A 20,862-nucleotide genomic window follows, 5' to 3' on the forward strand; every position below is an offset into this window, starting at 1 on the left:
TTAGCCGGTTTGGAAAAAGTGTGTGGCAATCTCCTGGGCATTTCTCCCTGTTGATTGGAGCGGAAGGTGTGAAGACTCCTGCGGGAGTACGGGGCTGGGGAGACCCCACAGGCGCTTAAGCGCCGAGGAGGCTCCCCGGCACGCCCGCGGAAAGCGAAGCACCTGGAGCGGAAATCAACAGGCCTTTGGGCAGGCAAAAAAATAAAAATTGCCGAGAGAGATACCTTTCTCGACAATCTGACAGTTCAGGTGAACTGTTTTTTCTTTTATCTTAAACCTTTTGGTAATTCTCCGTCTGGACTGATCAAGGAAACAGAATACTTGTTTGTAAATACAGAGGTAGCCATTCCATCTACACTTTGCTTGGTTACTTGGTCAATTTGTTCAATAATTTCATCCAATGAACGGTGGCGCTTCAATAATAGCTCATTTTTGCCGTTTCGGCTCATCCTGCTATTTGTACTTTCTAAACTTAACATTAAGCTTCCTTTTAATTGCTCTTTACTATTAATTAATTCTTTTTCAGTAATACCATCTTGTTTTAATTTTTCTAATGTTTCTTGAATGGTTTCAAATAGTACATCAAGTTGCTTTGCACCAGTTCCTCCATAGACGGTTACCACTCCATTATCCTGGTAAGCAGAATGGTAAGAGAAGACAGAATAGGCTAACCCTCGCTGTTCACGAACTTCTTGGAACAACCTGCTGCTCATACTGCCGCCTAGGATGTTATTTAAAATAATTAAGCTGTAGACGTCTTCATGTCCTATCTTTAAGCCTTCAAAACCAATACATAGGTGTGCTTGTTCTGTTTCTTTCTTTCGCGATAATCGATTGGAATGGAACGTTGGAATGTTTTCTGTGATCGCACTTTTCCCGCCTTCATACGACCCGAAATACTTTTCCACTTCCTTAATAAAACTTTCAGAAACATTTCCCGCAATTGAAATTACGACATTTTCCGGTGTGTAATGATTGTGGATATAGTCTTTAAGCGTATCTCCGGTAAACGTATTTAGCGTTTCTTCTGTACCTAATATAGGGTAACCTAGAGGATGGTCTCCATAAATAGCCCTGCTAAGTAAATCATGAACAATATCATCTGGAGTATCATCATACATTTTAATTTCTTCTAGAACTACATTTCTTTCTTTATTTAATTCCTCTTCAACAAAGGTTGAATTGAAGAACATATCAGCTAATACATCCAAAGCGAATTGCGCATGTGTATCCAAAACTTTAGCGTAGTAACAAGTGTACTCCTTTGAGGTAAAGGCATTTACTTGCCCTCCAATGCTATCAAAGGATTCTGCTATTTCTTTCGCTGACCTTGTTGTTGTACCTTTAAAAAACATATGCTCTAAAAAGTGTGAAATTCCATTCGTTTGGGGATTTTCATTTCTTGAGCCAGTGCCGATCCATACTCCAATTGCTACAGATCTCACTGTTGGTATATTTTCTAATACAATTCTTACTCCATTTTTGCAAGAATATCTGTTAATCATCAAAATCCTCCTATCTATAGAAAGCGGAAACTAGAGCTTTATCAATTATTATCTGGATTATTTGGTTAATTTATTTCAGAATTCTTTCTTCGCTCATTAAATCGCTAACAGTCCCTATTTTTAAACTTTTTTCTTCAATGAGTGTGATTAAGCGATCTAATGATTTTGCGGTAGACTCTGTTGGATGCATGAGGACCATTGAGCCATTATCAATCTTAGAAATAACTCGATTGATTAGTTGGTCAGGTGTAGGTTTTTGCCAATCTATCGTATCTACCGTCCACATAACGGTCTTCATTTTTAATTCAGCAGCTATTTTAACAGTTTCGTCCCGGTAACTGCCGCTGGGTGGTGCAAACCAAATGCTCTTATTACCTGTAGCTGCTTCAATGACTTCATTTGTTTTTAACAATTGCTCCCTTGTTTGTGCAGCAGTAATTCTCTTCATGTCAGGATGTGTATAGGAGTGATTCCCAACTTCATGACCTGCACTCACAATCATTTTTGCCAAGTCAGGATTATTTTTTACCCATCTTCCCTCGAGGAAAAAGCTTGCTTTTACTTGGTGTTTTTTAAGTGCGGCAAGCATTTCAGGTAAATATTCGTTTCCCCATGCTACATTGATAATGAAGCTTACCATTGGTTTGTCAGGATGCCCGCGATAAATGGGAGATGGAGGCAAATCCTTAAGATGTACCGATGGTGTGGTTTGTTTATATACTATTTTTTTTTCATCGAAAATGCCGCTTTTTTTCATATTTTTATATGAAGCTTCAATATCGACAGTTAACCCATTATAGCCTGGGATTGCTTTCCACACTTGATCAATTTTAGCATTGGAAGGCGGTATATTATATGTAGAAGCATTTTTAATAATACTTTGATATAACGGATTTTCTTGCTTTCCTACAGTAACCACGTTTCCTTTTAATGAAGCAACATATGTATTTACAAGAGGATTGTTAACAGAAAACCACGCTACAAATAAAATGAGAGCGATCAAACTTAACTTCTTCATTTACCTTCCCCCTTCATACAGAATATATGAATAATGGGGACAAGGTAGAACTAAAAGCCGAAGCGCCTTACATGGAAAAAGTCAGGGTTCCCCCTGACCTTTCTATTATTCCTAGTGAGGCTTTCTTACTGTTTTTCTGCTGCTTTTTCAGCCTTCTCACGTTGTTCTTTTAAAATTGCCTTACGTGAAAGGTTTACACGTCCTTGTTTATCGATTTCAGTAACTTTGACTAAAATTTCATCACCGATTGCAATAACGTCTTCGACCTTACCAACTCGTTCCTCGGCCAATTCAGAAATATGGACAAGTCCATCTTTACCAGCAAAGATCTCAACAAAAGCACCGAATTTTTCAATTCGCTTAACCTTACCAAGGTACATTTGGCCAACTTCAACCTCGCGTACGATATCTTCGATAATTTTCTTTGCTTTTTGGTTCATTGCTTGGTCAGTTGAGGCAATAAATACAGTTCCATCTTGTTCAATATCGATTTTAACACCAGTTTCTTCGATGATCTTATTGATTTGCTTACCGCTTGGTCCAATAACATCACGAATTTTATCCGGGTTAATTTTCATTGTTAAGATTTTGGGTGCAAATTTTGAAAGCTCACTTCTTGGCTCTGTTATTGTTGCAAGCATAGAATCAAGAATATGCATTCTACCCTTCTTTGCCTGTTGAAGTGCTTCTTCTAGGATTTCACGAGAAAGTCCTTTAATTTTTATATCCATCTGAAGTGCAGTTACACCTTTAGCCGTTCCTGCCACTTTGAAATCCATATCACCTAGATGGTCTTCCATACCTTGAATATCAGATAAAACGGTGTAATGTTCACCAGATTTTACTAGTCCCATCGCAATTCCAGCAACTGGGGCTTTAATCGGAACACCAGCATCCATCATCGCAAGTGTACTTGCACAAATACTCGCTTGAGAGGTAGAACCATTAGATTCAAGGACTTCAGAAACAAGGCGAATCGTATATGGGAAATCCTTTTCAGAAGGTACAATTGGTTCTAATGCTCGCTCACCTAGAGCACCATGTCCGATCTCACGACGACCTGGTCCACGGATTGGTCCAGTTTCCCCAACACTAAATTGAGGGAAATTGTAATGATGCATAAAACGCTTTTCTTCTTCTATTCCTAAACCATCTAGAATTTGCACATCACCCATTGCTCCTAATGTACAAATACTTAATGCTTGAGTTTGTCCACGTGTAAACAAACCAGAACCATGTGTCCTTGGTAAAATACCTACCTGTGAAGATAATGGACGAATTTCATCGATTTTCCGACCGTCTGGACGAATCTTTTCAACGGTTATTAAACGACGAACTTCACCTTTAACGATTTTATCTAAAATTTGTTTTACTTGTTTCATGTCATCGTCTGTTGCCTCATTCTCTTGGAATTTAGCGATTACACGATTCTTTACTTCTTTAATGGCATCCTCACGTGCATGCTTTTCCTGCACTTGAATGGCGGTTACCATATCAGTTTCACACATTTCTCTAACTTCAGCTTCTAAATCTTTATCAAGTTCATAAAGAATAATTTCTCTTTTTTCCTTGCCAGCTTCAGCCATAATTTTTTCTTGGAATTCAATGAGGCGCTTAATTTCTTCATGTCCATACATAATAGCCTCAAGCATGACTTCCTCAGAAACTTCATCAGCACCAGCTTCAACCATGTTTATCGCATCTTTCGTACCGGCAACAGTTAAATGAATATCGCTTTTTTCGGCTTGTTCTACTGTTGGGTTAATTACAAATGCTCCATCGACTCTGCCAACGATTACACCTGCAATCGGTCCCTCGAATGGAATGTCAGATGTACAAAGTGCTAAAGATGATCCAAACATTGCTGCCATCTCTGATGAGCAATCTTGATCCACACTCATAACAATGCTGATTACTTGCACGTCATTACGGAAACCATCTGCAAAAAGTGGACGAATTGGACGGTCAATTAATCGACTCGCCAAGATAGCTTTTTCACTAGGACGACCTTCACGTTTAATAAATCCGCCAGGTATTTTCCCGACCGCATATAATCGCTCTTCATAGTTACATGTTAATGGAAAGAAGTCTAAGTTTTTTGGTTCTTTTGAAGCTGTAGCTGTACTTAGAACTGCAGTATCTCCATAACGGACCATTACTGCTCCATTTGCCTGTTTGGCTAGTTGTCCAATTTCAACAGTTAATTTACGTCCAGCCCAATCCATGGAATATTCGTGTTTCGTTTGTTCCATATTGTTACCCCTCTCTATCTAAATCACTTTAGAGGATAATGCGAAATAATATCGCTCTAATCATCTAATATAAAAAAGCTTATAAAGCTTATGTTATCAATACAAATATACTTATAGTATGCTCAAATTTTCGCGACTTAAAATATGTATATAATATATTTATCTTGCACTAGGTGCTATCTTTTTTAAACCTAACAAAAAAGCGGGAAAAATCCCGCTTCTTTTGATTATCGACGAAGTCCTAGCTTATTGATTAATTCACGGTAACGTTGAACATCTTTATTACGTAGGTACGTTAAAAGATTACGACGCTTACCAACCATTTTCAACAGACCGCGACGTGAGTGGTGGTCCTTCTTATGAGTACGTAAGTGCTCATTCAAATTGTTGATTGATTCAGTAAGGACAGCGATTTGAACCTCTGCAGATCCAGTGTCATTATCATGAGTTTTATACTCAGCGATAAGTTCGTTTTTACGTTCTTGTGTGATTGCCATCCTATTCACCTCCTAAATTTACTATCCCCTGTTACTGAGCAAGCGTCGGTGACTCGACTTGCCAAGCAAAGGTTATTTTTAATACGTTAATAAGAATACAACGTTTTACGACAAATTGCAAGTTAATCGCTAAAAAAGCTATTTATTAAACTGTACTAAATTAGTCTGTTGATTTGCGCTCGACTAAGGAAAGCTTCTTCGAATAATCATCGCAGGGACAGCCGGTTTTTGCCCGTCACGAGGCACTTCGCTTTCCGCGGGCGGTCCGGGGAGCCTCCTCGGCGCCTTAGCGCCTGCGGGGTTTCCCCTGCCCCGTCCTCCCGCAGGAGTCTTCGTGCCTTCCGCGCAAATCAACAGAGTGCCAAAATCAATACTCAGCTTTAACGTAGCCTATAATTAAAGTATTCAATTGCATTCTGTTTGTCTTTTTCGATTTGTGCCACCAGTTCATCAATTCCCGAGAATTTTTGTTCTTTTCTTAGGTATTGGTGCCATTCGATGGTTACTTTCTTTCCATAAATATCTTTTTTGAAGTTAAAGATATGGGCCTCTACTGAAACCTTTAAAGCGTCTTTATTGAATGTTGGTTTGTAGCCAACATTACAAACACCTTCGTACCAGTCTTGACCGATCTTGATTTGTACGGCGTAAACACCCAGAGGGGGTAAAATAAATTCATCCATTGTATCTACATTTGCAGTAGGGAAACCAATTGTCCTGCCTCTTTTATCCCCATGGACGACTATGCCGGCTGTGGTATAGAACCTGCCAAGTAATTCAGGCAGCTCAGTGGTTCTTCCGTTTTTTATATATTGACGAATTCGCGTTGAACTTACTTTCTCATCACCACTAGTGAATTTATCAACGATGGTGAAAGTGAATTTCTCTCTTGAATGAAAGGGTAAAATTTCCATGGATCCTTTTCCCATACGGCCATAAGAGAAATCAAATCCTGCCACGACATGTTTTACATTCAAATCAATAACATACTGATCGATAAATTCTTGGGGAAGCAGGTTTGCAAATTCTGCCGTAAAATTTACGATAAATAGATAATCGATGCCTAGTTCCTCAATTAAATTAATTTTTTCGGCTAGCGGTGTTATATATTGAACATGCTTTTCATTTTTGCCTAAAACAACGGATGGATGAGGATCAAAGGTCATAACGGCGGACAGCAGTCCTTTTTGATTAGCTTGTTTTTTAGCTTCAAGAATAACCTTTTGATGACCAAGATGAACTCCGTCAAAATAACCAAGTGCCATTGATAATGGAGGTATTTGCGTTTTTTCTATATTTAATGGGAATTCTAATTTTATTACTTCCAATGAAACTCACCTTTTCTGACCGTAACCTTTTTAACCTTGATCATTACGCAAAACTTTAACCGGTTTCAACAGCCCTGGTTTGTTCGGGTGTACCGAATAAATGGCAAGTGCTTTGCCTTCTTCCGTTTCAGCGCTAATAGGTCCGTTACTATTTTTTAAATGCTCTGGTATTGGTAAAAGTGCGCCATTTTTCACTTTCTCTGCTACTTTATCATTTATTATGTATTTCGGCAAATGAGAAAGTGCCATTTCTAAAGGTCTTAAAAAGGAGGATATCGTACCAGCTTCCACTGATTTTTCAATCTGTTCAAAAGTCAAACAATCATCAATTGTAAACGCAGATGATTGGGTCCTAATTAAATTTGACATATGTGCAGGATAGCCAAGTTCTTCGCCAATCATTACTGCTAGTGTCCTGATATAGGTTCCTTTGCTGCAACTCACTCTAAATCGAAATGAGACAGTTTCACCTGAAAATTCCTCTCTATCGTCAAGCAGCTCCATCGAATAGATAGTTACCTTTCTCGTAGGACGTTCCACTTCTATTCCTTTGCGGGCATATTCGTATAAACGAGTCCCATTCACTTTTACCGCTGAAAACATCGGTGGTGTTTGTTCTATTTCACCAGTGAAAGAATTGAGGACTTGAAGGATTTCTTTCCTACTTATGGTACCTTCTACCTTTTTCTCTTCAACCATTTCTCCTGAAGCATCCTCGGTTGTTGTGGAGTATCCAAGTGTCACTTCTCCTTCATAACTCTTTCCAGCGTCAGTTATGTATTCTGCAACTTTTGTTGCTCTACCAATACAAATAGGAAGAACTCCGGTCACATCTGGGTCAAGTGTGCCCGTATGGCCCACCTTTTTTGTTTTTAATATTTTTCTTAATCTAAAAACACAATCATGCGACGTTAGTCCTGCCGGTTTATATAAAGGGATGATTCCTTCCATCGCCGGTCACTCCAATTCAATTTTGTATCGAAAAAAAAGGATAGACAATTGTCTATCCATTTATTCTTCTTCATTTTTTTCCATGCTTCTTTCTTCATGGTGCAATTGATGAATGAGAGAATTGATTCGATTTCCATAATCCATCGATTCATCCCATTCAAAAAGGATCTCAGGAGTCTTGCGTAAACGTATACGATGTCCAATTTCAGTTCGGATAAATCCTTTCGCCTTTGCAAGACCTTTAAGCGTGTTTTCCTTTTGCTCTTCATCGCCCAAAACAGAAATATATACTTTTGCTTGTTGGAGATCTCCTGTTACTTGAACATCTGTAACCGTCACGAAGCCGATCCGGGGATCCTTAATTTTCCGCCCGATGATGTCACTTAGTTCTTTCTTCATTTGCTCTCCAACACGATTTGCTCTGTGGCTCATCACTTCACCTCTTAACTTAAAGCCATTCTACTTCGGTGATCGTTCTTTCAATCTCAGGAAAAGAATCAATTAATTTAAATGCATTTTGCAGTTCCAGTTCAGTCATTACCCGATTCGATGTTACGGCCACAATGGCTATTTTCGTCCTTTGCCACACATCCTGATAGCCAACTTCTGAAACTGATACATTAAATTTTTGTTTTAACCTGGTAAGAATTCGCTGTAATACAGCCCGTTTCTCTTTTAAAGAATGAGCATCGTAGATGATACATTCACAAACGGCTAAACCTACGATCATTTACGTTCAATTTCTTCCATTACGTAAGCTTCAATAATATCTCCTTCTTTAACATCATTGAAGTTCTTAATGGTAATACCACATTCATAACCTTGTGAAACCTCTTTGGCATCATCTTTAAAACGTTTTAATGCATCGATATTTCCTTCAAAGATGACAACACCGTTACGAATCAAACGAATTCCGCTATCACGAGTTATTTTCCCGTCTGTTACATAAGAACCGGCAATGGTTCCAACCTTTGAAACTTTAAAGGTTTGACGAATTTCCGCTTGACCAATTACTTTTTCTTTAAATTCTGGATCAAGCATACCCTTCATTGCAGCTTCGATTTCTTCTATTACCTTGTAAATAATACTGTGAAGTCGAACGTCGACCTTTTCTTGTTCAGCTGCGCGCTTCGCATTAACATCAGGACGAACGTTAAAGCCGATTACAATGGCATTAGAAGCAGAGGCAAGGGTAATATCTGATTCATTGATGGCACCAGCACCACTATGAATAATTTTGATATTTACGCCTTCAACGTCAATTTTTTGCAGTGAGGCTGCTACGGCTTCAGCCGAACCTTGAACATCGGCTTTGAGGATGATATTTAAATCCTTCATCTCACCCTGTTTTAACTGCTCAAATAAATTATCAAGGCTGACGATTGATTTCTCTCCGCGTTGAGCCGCAAGTGCTTGTTGTGCACGTGCTTCCCCAACTTGACGAGCAGTTTTTTCATCGTCAAATACAACGAAACGGTCACCAGCTTGTGGAACATCACTTAAACCTGTAATTTCAACAGGTGTTGATGGTCCAGCTTCTTTCACTCGGCGTCCTAAATCATTTACCATTGCACGAACACGGCCATACGTGTTTCCTACAACAATTGGATCACCGATTTTCAATGTACCATTCTGAACAAGCAAAGTAGCCACTGATCCACGGCCTTTATCTAATTGTGCCTCAATTACTGTTCCAACTGCTTTACGATTAGGGTTTGCTTTCCATTCTTCCACTTCACTAACAAGTAGAATCATTTCCAACAGATTATCGATTCCTTCCCCAGTTTTCGCGGATAGTGGAACAAAGATTGTATCTCCACCCCAAGCTTCGGACACTAATCCATGCTCGGTAAGCTCTTGCATAACACGATCTGCGTTCGCAGCCTCTTTATCCATCTTATTAACGGCAACGATAATTGGAACCTCTGCAGCCTTCGCATGGTTAATCGCTTCAACTGTTTGCGGCATTACACCATCATCAGCAGCAACTACAAGGATTGTAATATCTGTGATTTTCGCACCACGTGCACGCATCGTTGTAAATGCAGCATGTCCCGGAGTATCAAGGAATGTAATCTTCTTCCCGTTTTCAACAACTTGGTATGCACCAATATGCTGGGTAATTCCCCCTGCTTCACCTTCTGTAACTTTTGTGTTACGAATGGAATCAAGCAATGTGGTTTTACCGTGGTCAACGTGACCCATAATCGTAACTACTGAAGGTCTTTCTACAAGATCTTCAGGTGTGTCTTCAGTAAAATAAACTTCAAGATCTGTTGTATCGATTTTAATTTCTTCTTCGACCTCAACCCCGTATTCACTGGCAATTAATTCAATTGCGTCTTTATCTAACACCTGATTAATGGTTGCCATTACTCCCAGTAGAAAGAGCTTCTTGATAATTTCGGAAGGTTCGCGGTAGATTTTTTTAGCAAGTTCGCCTACAGTAAGAGATTCACTAAAAGTAATTTTAGTTGGAAGTTCTTTTACCTTCTTTACCTGAGGCTGTGTTTGCTGAACCGGAGTATGATTCTTTTTCCGGTTGTTATTATTATTGCGATTTTGATTATTATTATTAAAAGGTTTTTTATTCCCTTTTCCAGCGCTGAAAACTTTATTTTCCTTAGATTGAAATTGTTGACTGTGCTTTTTGCTGTCAACCGCTTTCGGTGGTGATACCACTTTTACCTTGCTAGGAGTTGTAGTCTTTGCGTCGTCGTCCTCAAAAGCTTTTGGGCTTGTTTTACTTTGCACTTGTGGTTTAACTCCCTGCTGCTGTGGTTTCTGATTCTGGCGATTTTGCTGTTGCGGTCTAGCTTGCTTTTGTTGTGGTTTGCTTTCATTTTTGTTGTAGGTTGCGTCAAGCTTTACAACCGCGGCATCCTCAATTGTTGCCATATGATTTGAAACCTCTATGTTCATTTCTTTTAATTTATTTATTACATCTTTACTTGAAATATTGTGTTTTTTTGCGTACTCATAAACACGTATTTTACTCATATTTTCACCCCCGCTAAAATTAATCGAGCAACGTCATCAATTTCTTTGCAAATCCATCATCCAGTACAGCTACAACAACGCGGGCTTCCTTGCCAATCGCTTGGCCCAGAAGGTGGCGATCTTCCACTAGTTTATATGGAACTTCGTATGATTTACATTTATCTGTAATTTTCTTTGTCGTATTTGCAGATGCATCTGCCGATAATAAAACGAGCTTTGCTTTTCCGCTTCGAATCTCCTTAACAGAAAGCTCTTCGCCCGATATGATTTTCCGTGCTCGATTTGCTAAGCCAAGTAACGACATCCATGGATTTGTATTCATATGGACTGCCTATTATCCTTTTCTATCAATTCTAAAAGTTCCTCGTATAAAGTCTCATTAATCGAAACTTCTAGATGATTAGATAGGATGTTTTTTTTCTTGGCTAGTAGGACCGCTTCCTTGTCCTTTGAAAGGTATGCACCTCTGCCCGACTTTTTCCCTGTCAAGTCGATAGATACATCCCCTTCTTTTGAGCGAACGATGCGAACGAGTTCTTTTTTCGGCTTCATTTCACCGGTTGCGACACACTTCCGCATAGGAACTTTTTTACGATTGTTCACGATCATTCACCTCACTTCTTATTCCTTTTCTTCTTCTTCATTAAAGTCTACATCTACTTGATCATCAAAAAGCCGAATCATTTCTTCACGTGGATAGATTCCTAGTTCACGTGCTTCTGTTTCTGATTTGATATCTATTTTCCAACCTGTTAATTTTGCAGCTAAACGGGCATTTTGTCCGCGTTTTCCAATTGCCAGTGAAAGTTGATAATCTGGTACAACTACAGTGGTTGCTTTTTCAGACTCATTCACCATGACATCTAATACTTTAGATGGGCTTAATGAATTTGCAACAAAGATGACAGGATTGTCGGACCATTTAACAATATCGATTTTTTCACCTTTTAATTCATTTACAACGGCTTGAACCCTTGTGCCTTTTGGACCTACGCAAGATCCAACTGGGTCAACTTCATTATTATCCGAATGAACAGAAATTTTTGAACGGTCGCCTGCTTCACGAGCAACTGATTTTATTTCAACTGTTCCATCATATATTTCTGGAACTTCAATCTCGAACAATCTTTTTAGTAATCCAGGATGGGTACGAGATACGAAAATTTGTGGACCCTTCGTTGTCTTCTCAACCTTCGTAATAAAAACCTTTATTCGGTCATGTGGCTTATACCGCTCATTTGGCATTTGTTCATTAACAGGGAGAAGAGCCTCAATCTTTCCAAGACTTACATAAATAAACTTTGAATCAAGTCTTTGAACAATTCCGGTCATGATATCTTCTTCACGATCAATAAACTCGGAATAAATTATGCCTCTTTCAGCCTCTCTAACTCTTTGTGTAACCACTTGCTTTGCTGTTTGAGCTGCAATTCTTCCGAAGTCCTTAGGTGTTACTTCCATTTCCACTACATCTTCTACAGCATAATTAGGGTTAATGTTCCTGGCATCTGCTAATGATATTTCAAGACGAGGGTCAAACACTTCATCTACCACTTCTTTTCTGGCAAAAACACGCATGGAGCCTGTTCCCAGATTCAAGTCAATCCGAACATTTTGGGCTTGATTGAAATTGCGTCGATATGCCGAGATAAGTGCGGCTTCAATCGCATCGATTAATACATCTCTAGAAATGCCCTTTTCTCTTTCTAGTATAGTAAGAGCATCTAATAATTCGCTGCTCATTTGATCATATCCCCCTATCTTTCATATATATTTATCTTTTATTATGAAAAAATAACTGCTAGCCTTGCACTAGCCACTTTTTCAAAAGGAATCTCGATGATTTTTTTACGAGTCTTGATTTTGATTTCAACTTTTACTGTCTGCCCATCATAATCAAGTAACTTTCCTTCAAATCCTTTTTCACCGTCAATGGGCTCGTATGTTTTAATGAACACATTTTTACCAATTGCCTTTTCGAAGTCCTTCGCCTTTTTCAACGGTCTTTCTGCACCAGGAGAGGATACCTCAAGAAAATAATTTTGGGTTATCGGGTCAAGCTCATCGAGTTTTTCACTAAGTCGTTCACTGACAGTGCCACAGTCCTCAATATCAACACCGTTTTCTTTATCAATATATACGCGAAGAAACCAGTTTTTCCCTTCTTTGACAAACTCAATTTCCACCAATTCTAAATCTAATTCTTGTAAAATTGGCTGCGTTAGCTCTTCTACTACTTCCGTTACTTTGCTCATGTTTAACCTCCTTTACCGACATTTTCACCCATATTATACGTATTTCACGGAAAGTTTTATCAATAACTCTGTAAAATTATCCAATACAAAAACGAAAGAGCGGGTTTCCCCACTCTTTAACACGAGAGTATTTCTTAGTATTTCCAATAAAACTATACCATAACCAAATTTTATATGCAAACCGAATCGCATTAAATCAAGGTTATTACCATCTAGAATAGGGAAAGCTGATTTTGTTCTGGTAAAGCTCCAAGGCAACCTTGCTTGTCTAAATATTCTAGAATAGTTTTTGATACTTTACCACGTTGCTGTAGGTCTTCTTTCGATAGAAATTCTCCATCTTTTCTTGCCTTTACAATGTTATAAGCGGCATTCGTTCCGAGCCCTGGTATTGAATTAAATGGGGGGATTAAAGAATTTCCTTCAATAATAAACTCAGACGCGTCAGATTTATATAGGTCATAGTTTTGGAAAGAAAAGCCCCTTTCCACCATTTCAAGGGCCAACTCGAGAACGGTTAATAGGTTTTTTTCCTTATTTGAGGCTTCAAGTCCTTTTGCATTGATTTCCTCAATTTTTGCCCGAATGGATTCAGAACCTCTTGTCATTACTTCCAAATCAAAATCTTCTGCACGAACGGTAAAATAGGCTGCATAGTATAAGAGCGGAAGATGTACCTTAAAATAGGCAATTCTAACTGCCATTAAAACATAAGCAGCTGCGTGGGCCTTAGGGAACATATATTTAATCTTTTTACAAGAATCAATATACCATTCCGGTACTTCATTACGGCGCATTTCCGCTTCCATGTCTTCAGAGAGACCTTTCCCTTTACGAACCGACTCCATGATTTTAAAAGCAAATGATGGTTCTAGTCCCTGATAAATAAGGTAGACCATGATATCATCACGACAACCGATAACTTCACTCAGATTACAGATGTTGTTATGAATTAATTCTTGTGCATTTCCCAGCCATACATCTGTTCCGTGTGACAGACCAGAAATTTGGACAAGTTCAGAGAACGTTGTTGGTTTTGTATCTTCAAGCATTTGGCGTACGAAACGTGTCCCGAATTCAGGGATTCCAAGTGTACCTGTTTTACACATAATTTGCTGTTCGGTTACACCTAATGATTCGGTTCCACTAAAAATCTTCATCACTTCGGGATCATCAGTTGGAATCGTTTTTGGGTCCATTCCACTAAGATCCTGCAGCATTCTTATTACAGTCGGATCATCGTGCCCAAGTATATCAAGCTTTAAGACGTTATCGTGAATGGAATGGAAATCAAAATGGGTCGTTTTCCATTCAGAGTTTCTATCATCTGCAGGGAACTGTATTGGTGAAAAGTCATAGACATCCATGTAATCAGGAATAACGATAATACCACCTGGATGCTGACCAGTTGTTCTTTTTACACCGGTACAGCCGGAAGCAAGTCGTTCTATTTCTGCCCCGCGTAATTGTAAATTATTGTCCTGCTGATATGCTTTTACATATCCAAAAGCTGTTTTATCTGCAACTGTACCAATTGTACCTGCTCGGAAAACATTATCTTCTCCAAAAAGAACTTTCGTGTAGTTATGGGCACGCGGCTGATACTCCCCAGAGAAATTCAAATCGATATCGGGAACCTTGTCCCCTTTAAAACCAAGGAAGGTTTCAAACGGAATGTCATGTCCGTCTTTATGATATTTACTTCCACATTGCGGGCAATCCTTATCGGGTAAATCAAAGCCTGATCCCACAGAACCGTCATTGAAAAATTCCGAGTGCTTGCAGGCAGGACAGACGTAATGCGGAGGTAATGGATTTACCTCGGTGATTTCTGTCATTGTAGCAACCAATGAAGAACCTACAGAACCCCGTGAACCCACAAGGTACCCATCATCCAATGATTTTTTTACAAGCTTATGTGAAATCAAGTAGATTACGGCGAAACCATGGCCGATAATACTCTTCAATTCTTTTTCAAGGCGTGCTTCCACGATTTCTGGAAGCGGCTCTCCGTAAATCTTCTTTGCCATTGAATAACTCATTTCGCGCATTTCTTCATCAGCGCCTTCAATTCGCGGCGTGTATAAGTCATCTTTAATTGGCTTAATGACATCAATCATATCTGCAATTTTGTTTGTATTAGTAATAACAATTTCTTTCGCCTTTTCTCCTCCAAGGAAGGAAAACGCAGCAAGCATTTCATTGGTTGTCCTGAAATGGACATCCGGTAATTTATGGCGATTTAACGGGTTTGCCCCACCTTGTGAGTTCACCAATATCTTACGATAAATTTTATCGTTCTCATTTAAATAATGCACATTACCAGTTGCAACAACTGGAATGCCTAATTTATCGCCAAGCTTTACAATATTCCCAATGATATCTTCAAGTGCCTTTTCATTACGAACTAGTTCCATTTCAATTAATGGAGCATTGACTTCCTTCGGCATAACCTCAAGATAATCATAAAATTGTGCCGCCGCTTCTACTTCATCGGGAGATTTTTGCATCATTCCTTCAAAAACTTCACCTTTATTACAGCCTGATCCAACAAGAATTCCTTCTCTGTATTTTTGAAGCACGGACCGTGGCAGTCTCGGAACTCTATAAAAATATTCAATATGTGAAATGGATACGAGTTTAAATAAGTTCTTTAAACCAACTTCCGTCTGTGCAAGCAGCGTACAATGATAAGGACGTGCCCGCTGATAGGCATTCCCTTTCCCCATGTTATCGTTAAATTGATCATGGTACTCTATACCTTTTTCTGCAGCATCCTTAAGCATTTTTAAAAGTAAATACCCTGTGGCTTCTGCATCATAAATCGCCCGATGATGTTGGGTTAATTCAATATCAAATTTCTTTGCCAATGTATTTAAACGATGATTTTTCATTTCTGGATAAAGAAATCTACCTAATTCAAGCGTATCAATAACAGGATTTTTTGCCTTTTCAAGACCAATGTTTTTATAGCCAACATTTAGGAACCCCATATCGAACGAAGCATTGTGGGCTACAAGAACAGCATCCCCTACCCAATCATAAAACCGTTGAATTACTTCGCCAACTTCAGGAGCATTTTGCACCATATCATCTGTGATACCAGTTAGGTTAATGGTTGTAGCTGATAATCGATGATGTGGATTTGCAAATGACTCAAATCGGTCAATGATTTCCCCATTTCTAATCTTAACTGCCGCGAGTTCAATAATCGTATCATACACGGCTGACAAACCAGTTGTTTCCACGTCAAATACCACAAATGTATCTTCAGCAATTAAACGATGGGCATCATTATAGGCAATCGGTACACCATCATCGACAAGATTTACTTCTACACCATAAAGGATTTTAATATCATTTTTCTTTCCTGCACCATAAGCCTCTGGGAAGGATTGTGCCACAGCATGGTCCGTAACGGCAATCGCCTTATGCCCCCACTTCTTGGCTTGAGCAATGAGCGCCCCAACGGGAGTGACTGCATCCATTGAACTCATTGGAGTATGCAGATGGAGTTCCACTCGCTTTTGGTCTTCAGGAGCTGTATCTTTACGGCCCTCTGGTTTAATTTCATTTATGTCATTTCCAATCATGACTAAATCACGTACAAACGTATCATTTTGAATGCTTCCCCGAACTCTAACCCACATACCTTTTTTGATTAACTGGTATAGAGCAGCGTCTTCCTTATCCCGTGAAAACATTTTAACCATAAGAGAACTTGTATAATCCGTAATCTTAAAGGTTAGCAGCGTACGACCGCTTCTCAACTCTCTTGTCTCCGCATCAAAAATAAACCCTTCAACTGTGACTCTTCTTTCTTCATCGACAATATCAATCATGTTTCGAAGATCTGAATCATCTTTAATTGTTAGACCAATTGAGAGCGGCCCCTCAGAAACAGCTCCGCTAGCGTCCTTCTCCGCTTCTTTCTTTTGTAAATCAGCTAAGGCCATGAGTCCGCGTTCTTGATCTTCTTTTTGTTTTGCTAATAAAAACTGTTGATATTCGTCATTTTTTTCTTCACTCTTGATGTCAGTTTCAAGTGTTAAACTCGGAAACCCGTATGATTGATATAAAGTGGTTATCATTGAACCATATTTCTTTTTTAAGGCCATGCCTTCTGTGTCATTGCGTACCGAAATCGTTAACTTATTACCACTAACAGCCGGTACTTGTTCATTTAATAATTTTAGCATCGGCGGCGAGATACCATCGATTTGTTGAATACTATGATTCCAATATTCTAGAAGTAATTCTGGCTGAAAGCTTTGATCTTCTACTTTTAAATCATAGGTAATATTCGCTATATTTGAGAATTTTCTTTCAAGTTGAGTAGTAAAACGAAGATATAAACTATAAGGAAGAATTTTTTCTAATAAAAATTGAAAATGCCATTTTCTTGCCTTTTTTTCAACAATAAATCTGTCAATTTGTGCATTCTGAAATTGTGCTACAACAGCGTCCTCTATTAATTCTAGTTGCTGGAGCAAGAGTAAGAATCGCTCTTTTTTGCCAGAGGCATGTTCGCTCATCATTCCCTCTCCCATCTATATAAAATCTCTATACTTATTCTTTTATCAAAAAGTAATTATATCATATGATACCTAATCATTCGGCTAATTTCGACAGAAAAATAAAACCAAATGAGTAAATAAAAAAAGGTCCACTAGGAACCTTTTTTTATTTTTATAAGAAAAACCTCTGAATATCATTCCAGGTAACAACCAGCATGAGGAGCATAAGCAATGCAAATCCAATAAAATGAACCATGCCTTCCTTATGACGATCAATTGGCTTTCCTCTTACAGCTTCTACAGCAAAGAACATTAGCCTTCCGCCATCAAGCGCAGGAATCGGCAAGAGATTCATAATTCCAAGGTTAATACTCAAGATCGCCGCCCACTTCATGACATAGTAAATGCCTGACTGCACTACTGTATCAGTGGAAGCATATATTCCAACCGGACCTGAAAGCATATCAATAGAGAACTGACCTGTAACTAACTGACCCAGCATGACAAAGATCTGTTTTGTCCAAAAGTAGGTCTCAGTAAAACCAGCGGTAATCGCTTTTAGTGGTGATTTTTCGATAGGACTATATACACCTATGAGGCCAATCTTATCACCCTCAACGGTTTGTTCTTTTGGGGTAACGGAAATTTCTTGATCTTTCCCATCACGAGTAATTGAAAAATCAAGTTCCTCATTCGGATTTTCCCTGATAATTTCAACCACATCAGACCAGCTTGAAATTTCAGCGCCATTAATGCTGTTGACAATATCTCCTTGCAAAAGACCTGCAGCATTTGCAGCACCATCAGGCGTAATTTCACCTAATTTAGGTTCATTCGTTGGAACACCTTGTAAGAATGCAATGATGATGAACAAAAAGAAAGCAAGGACAAAATTCATCATTGGTCCAGCAAAAATAGCCATTGTTCTCTGTGGCAAAGTTTTAGATGCGAATTGACGATCATATGGAGCTAATTGTGTTTCTATGCCATTTTCAATCGTCACAGCAGTCGGGCTAACAGGGAAAGTTTGTAAGCTTTCTTCTTCATCCTCTGGATAGCCCTTAATGAATAGCTTATGTTCAATATCAGCATGTTCTACTTCCACAATTCGACAATTAGGGTACTTTTCTTTATTGTTCAAAATGATCTTATTAACGTTATTATCTTTGTCAAACAAGAGCCCGATTCTGTAACCAGGTTTTAGTTCAACAACCTCTGGATCTTCACCAGCCATCCGAACAAATCCGCCAATTGGCAGTAACCTAATCGTGTAGGTAGTTTCCCCTTTTTTATGAGAGAAAACCTTTGGTCCAAATCCGATTGCAAACTCGCGGCACAAAATCCCTGCACGTTTTGCAAAAATTAAATGGCCTAATTCATGGAAGAAGACTAGAGCACCAAAGATAACGATAAAGGCAATAACTGTAGTCAAACTAAAAACCACCTTTTTTATAGAAGTGAATATACATATTGTCTTGTTTCTTTGTCCACCTCTTGAATAATGGATAAGTGAGGATTTAAGATTAAATCATGCTTGCTTAATGCCTTCTCGATCATGTCCTCAATTTGTAAGAAATTAATCTTTTCATCTAAAAAAGCAGCTACTGCAACTTCATTTGCTGCATTCAATACAGTTGGAAATGTTCCGCCCTTTTTCCCAGCTTCATAAGCAAATTTCATACAACGAAAACGATTTACATCCATTTCTTGAAAATGTAATTTCCCTATTTGCGCTAAATTTAATCGTTGTGATGATTTTAGAGGTAATCGATCAGGGTAGGAAAGCGCATATTGAATTGGCACCCGCATATCAGGTGTTCCCAGCTGTGCGATGATGCTGCTGTCATGAAATTCAACCATCGAATGAATAATGCTTTCTTTGTGTAAAAGGACATCAATTTTTTCATACGGCATATTATATAGCCAATGTGCTTCAATTACTTCAAGTCCTTTATTCATCATCGTGGCTGAATCTATCGTAATTTTTGCTCCCATTGACCAGTTGGGGTGATTTAAGGCTTCTTTTACTGTAACCCCTTCAAGGTCGTTTCGTGAACGATCACGGAAACTGCCACCGGAGGCCGTTAGAATCAATCTTTCTACAGTCTTCTCTTGCTCACCCTGAAGGCATTGAAAAATAGCCGAATGTTCACTATCAACTGGAAGTAATGCCACTCCATTCCTTTCGGCAGCCTCCATAACAAGATGTCCAGCCGTTACCAATGTCTCCTTATTAGCAATTGCGATCGTTTTTCCACTTTCAATGGCTTGTAAAGTTGGATTTAGACCAACACTTCCAATAACAGCATTTACAAGGATATCAGCTGAAGGATAGACAGCAACTTCTACAAGTCCCTCATCACTAAAGGTAAATTTAGTTTTAGGGAATTCTAATTTTAATGTATTACAATCATGGTACTCTTGTACAGAAACAAGCTCTGGGTTGAATTCAGTAATCATTTTTCTTGCTAATTCTAGATTTTTTCCGACAGAGATTGCCACTAATTTAAATTCTGATGGATGTTCACGCAAAATATCTAAAGTTTGGGTCCCAATCGAGCCAGTAGCCCCCAAAATGCTAATTTTTTTCAACTATCGTTCAACTCCTAAATAGAAAAGCGGGTGCACCTTGTCCAGGGGTGACAGGCATAAGACAAGCGCTGACAGAAGGCGGTTTTTGCCTTCCGAAGTGATTGGCTTATGACCCCGAGCCCCTGCAGCTAGACAGTAATCTACCATAAGTGAAAAAAGTGTAATAATGGCAGAATGAATAAAAGACTATCAAAACGGTCAAGGATTCCACCATGTCCTGGCAGTATATTTCCTGAATCTTTAACACCAAAGTGGCGTTTAAACGCAGATTGGACTAAATCCCCAATTTGTCCGAAGATTGAAAGGACAGCGGTTATTGCCAGTAATGCTAATAAGTTTGCGTTGATTTCCGTCAATAAGGAAAATAGGACAGCGACTATTAGTGCACAAACCACACCGCCAACAGACCCTTCTACGGTTTTGTTTGGACTAATTTCAGGCCAAAGCTTGGTTTTGCCTGTAGCTTTCCCTACAAAATAAGCACCTGAATCAGTTGCCCAAATCATAAATAAAGAGTAAAAAATATAAACTAATCCCGCATCACGCGTTTCAATAAAGAAATAAAAACCGATTCCTACATAAATAGCGGATAATATTGAAAAACCCACATCTTCAAAGGTAAAACGATTTTTTGTTATTACTGTATAGGCCAATAACAAAAGGATAAAAGCGATGCCCAGTTCTGTTTTTGTATAATAAAAAGTATTTACTATATCACTATACTGCTCAGGATAAAGAATAACCCAGAGAAATAAAAGTGTAAGCAGTCCATGAACAGAAAAAATACTAAGTTTTTTCATTTTTAATAATTCATACAAACCCACCGATGCTAGGAAGTATGTTAATAATACGAAAGGTAGTCCACCGTAAAAAACAATAGGTAGAAATAAAGCAGCTGCTACTACTCCTGTAATGATTCTTTGCTTCATCTAAGATTTCAACACCTT

At 38.7% G+C, this 20,862-nt stretch carries 17 protein-coding genes; all 17 read right to left on the reverse strand.

Features of this window, described 5'->3' with window-relative positions; genetic code table 11:
• Window positions 1-266: 266 nt before the first annotated feature.
• The 17 genes from F4694_RS09275 to F4694_RS09355 all read right to left on the reverse strand — a co-directional run bounded on the left by F4694_RS09275 (window position 267) and on the right by F4694_RS09355 (window position 20,844).
• A complete protein-coding gene (locus F4694_RS09275; protein WP_179597143.1) occupies window positions 267-1,505 on the reverse strand; it encodes a M16 family metallopeptidase in 1,239 nt (412 codons plus the stop codon).
• A 70-nt stretch (window positions 1,506-1,575) separates the two neighbouring features.
• Window positions 1,576-2,523 (reverse strand): polysaccharide deacetylase family protein, encoded by a 948-nt coding sequence (locus F4694_RS09280; protein ID WP_179597145.1) that lies wholly within the window; start codon window positions 2,521-2,523, stop codon window positions 1,576-1,578.
• 125 nt (window positions 2,524-2,648) lie between these two features.
• Window positions 2,649-4,775, reverse strand: coding sequence for a polyribonucleotide nucleotidyltransferase (pnp, locus tag F4694_RS09285; RefSeq protein WP_179597147.1), 2,127 nt, complete (start codon window positions 4,773-4,775; stop codon window positions 2,649-2,651).
• Between the two features lie 227 nt (window positions 4,776-5,002).
• On the reverse strand, window positions 5,003-5,272 hold the full coding sequence (gene rpsO / locus F4694_RS09290; RefSeq protein WP_063254317.1) for a 30S ribosomal protein S15: 270 nt from the start codon (window positions 5,270-5,272) through the stop codon (window positions 5,003-5,005).
• A 380-nt stretch (window positions 5,273-5,652) separates the two neighbouring features.
• Window positions 5,653-6,600 (reverse strand): bifunctional riboflavin kinase/FAD synthetase, encoded by a 948-nt coding sequence (ribF, locus tag F4694_RS09295; RefSeq protein WP_179597149.1) that lies wholly within the window; start codon window positions 6,598-6,600, stop codon window positions 5,653-5,655.
• Window positions 6,601-6,630: 30 nt separating this feature from the next.
• The gene (gene truB, locus F4694_RS09300; protein ID WP_179597151.1) at window positions 6,631-7,551 is read right to left on the reverse strand and encodes a tRNA pseudouridine(55) synthase TruB; all 921 of its coding nucleotides are present in this window, start codon (window positions 7,549-7,551) and stop codon (window positions 6,631-6,633) included.
• A gap of 60 nt (window positions 7,552-7,611) precedes the next feature.
• Window positions 7,612-7,983 carry a 30S ribosome-binding factor RbfA gene (gene rbfA / locus F4694_RS09305; RefSeq protein WP_179161206.1) on the reverse strand — a complete coding sequence of 124 codons (372 nt, stop codon included), beginning with the start codon at window positions 7,981-7,983 and terminating at the stop codon, window positions 7,612-7,614.
• 16 nt (window positions 7,984-7,999) lie between these two features.
• A complete protein-coding gene (locus F4694_RS09310) occupies window positions 8,000-8,281 on the reverse strand; it encodes a DUF503 domain-containing protein (protein WP_179597153.1) in 282 nt (93 codons plus the stop codon).
• Window positions 8,278-10,551: a translation initiation factor IF-2 gene (gene infB / locus F4694_RS09315; RefSeq protein WP_179597155.1), complete on the reverse strand. Its 2,274-nt coding sequence runs from the start codon at window positions 10,549-10,551 to the stop codon at window positions 8,278-8,280. Before infB ends, F4694_RS09310 begins: the two co-directional genes overlap by 4 nt.
• Before the next feature lie 19 nt (window positions 10,552-10,570).
• On the reverse strand, window positions 10,571-10,873 hold the full coding sequence (locus tag F4694_RS09320; RefSeq protein WP_179597157.1) for a YlxQ family RNA-binding protein: 303 nt from the start codon (window positions 10,871-10,873) through the stop codon (window positions 10,571-10,573).
• Complete coding sequence (gene rnpM, locus F4694_RS09325) at window positions 10,870-11,154, reverse strand: RNase P modulator RnpM (protein ID WP_179597159.1); 285 nt, start codon at window positions 11,152-11,154, stop codon at window positions 10,870-10,872. Before rnpM ends, F4694_RS09320 begins: the two co-directional genes overlap by 4 nt.
• Window positions 11,155-11,172: 18 nt before the next feature.
• Window positions 11,173-12,294: a transcription termination factor NusA gene (nusA, locus tag F4694_RS09330; protein WP_179597161.1), complete on the reverse strand. Its 1,122-nt coding sequence runs from the start codon at window positions 12,292-12,294 to the stop codon at window positions 11,173-11,175.
• Window positions 12,295-12,335: 41 nt separating this feature from the next.
• Window positions 12,336-12,806: a ribosome maturation factor RimP gene (rimP, locus tag F4694_RS09335; RefSeq protein ID WP_179597163.1), complete on the reverse strand. Its 471-nt coding sequence runs from the start codon at window positions 12,804-12,806 to the stop codon at window positions 12,336-12,338.
• Between the two features lie 212 nt (window positions 12,807-13,018).
• The gene (locus F4694_RS09340; protein WP_179597165.1) at window positions 13,019-17,341 is read right to left on the reverse strand and encodes a PolC-type DNA polymerase III; all 4,323 of its coding nucleotides are present in this window, start codon (window positions 17,339-17,341) and stop codon (window positions 13,019-13,021) included.
• A gap of 154 nt (window positions 17,342-17,495) precedes the next feature.
• The gene (rseP, locus tag F4694_RS09345; protein ID WP_179597167.1) at window positions 17,496-18,755 is read right to left on the reverse strand and encodes an RIP metalloprotease RseP; all 1,260 of its coding nucleotides are present in this window, start codon (window positions 18,753-18,755) and stop codon (window positions 17,496-17,498) included.
• 17 nt (window positions 18,756-18,772) lie between these two features.
• Window positions 18,773-19,915 carry a 1-deoxy-D-xylulose-5-phosphate reductoisomerase gene (gene dxr, locus F4694_RS09350; RefSeq protein WP_179597169.1) on the reverse strand — a complete coding sequence of 381 codons (1,143 nt, stop codon included), beginning with the start codon at window positions 19,913-19,915 and terminating at the stop codon, window positions 18,773-18,775.
• 140 nt (window positions 19,916-20,055) lie between these two features.
• The gene (locus tag F4694_RS09355; protein WP_179597171.1) at window positions 20,056-20,844 is read right to left on the reverse strand and encodes a phosphatidate cytidylyltransferase; all 789 of its coding nucleotides are present in this window, start codon (window positions 20,842-20,844) and stop codon (window positions 20,056-20,058) included.
• Window positions 20,845-20,862 lie beyond the last annotated feature (18 nt).

The organism is Neobacillus driksii, from assembly GCF_013409995.1.
Lineage (GTDB): Bacteria > Bacillota > Bacilli > Bacillales > Cytobacillaceae > Neobacillus > Neobacillus driksii.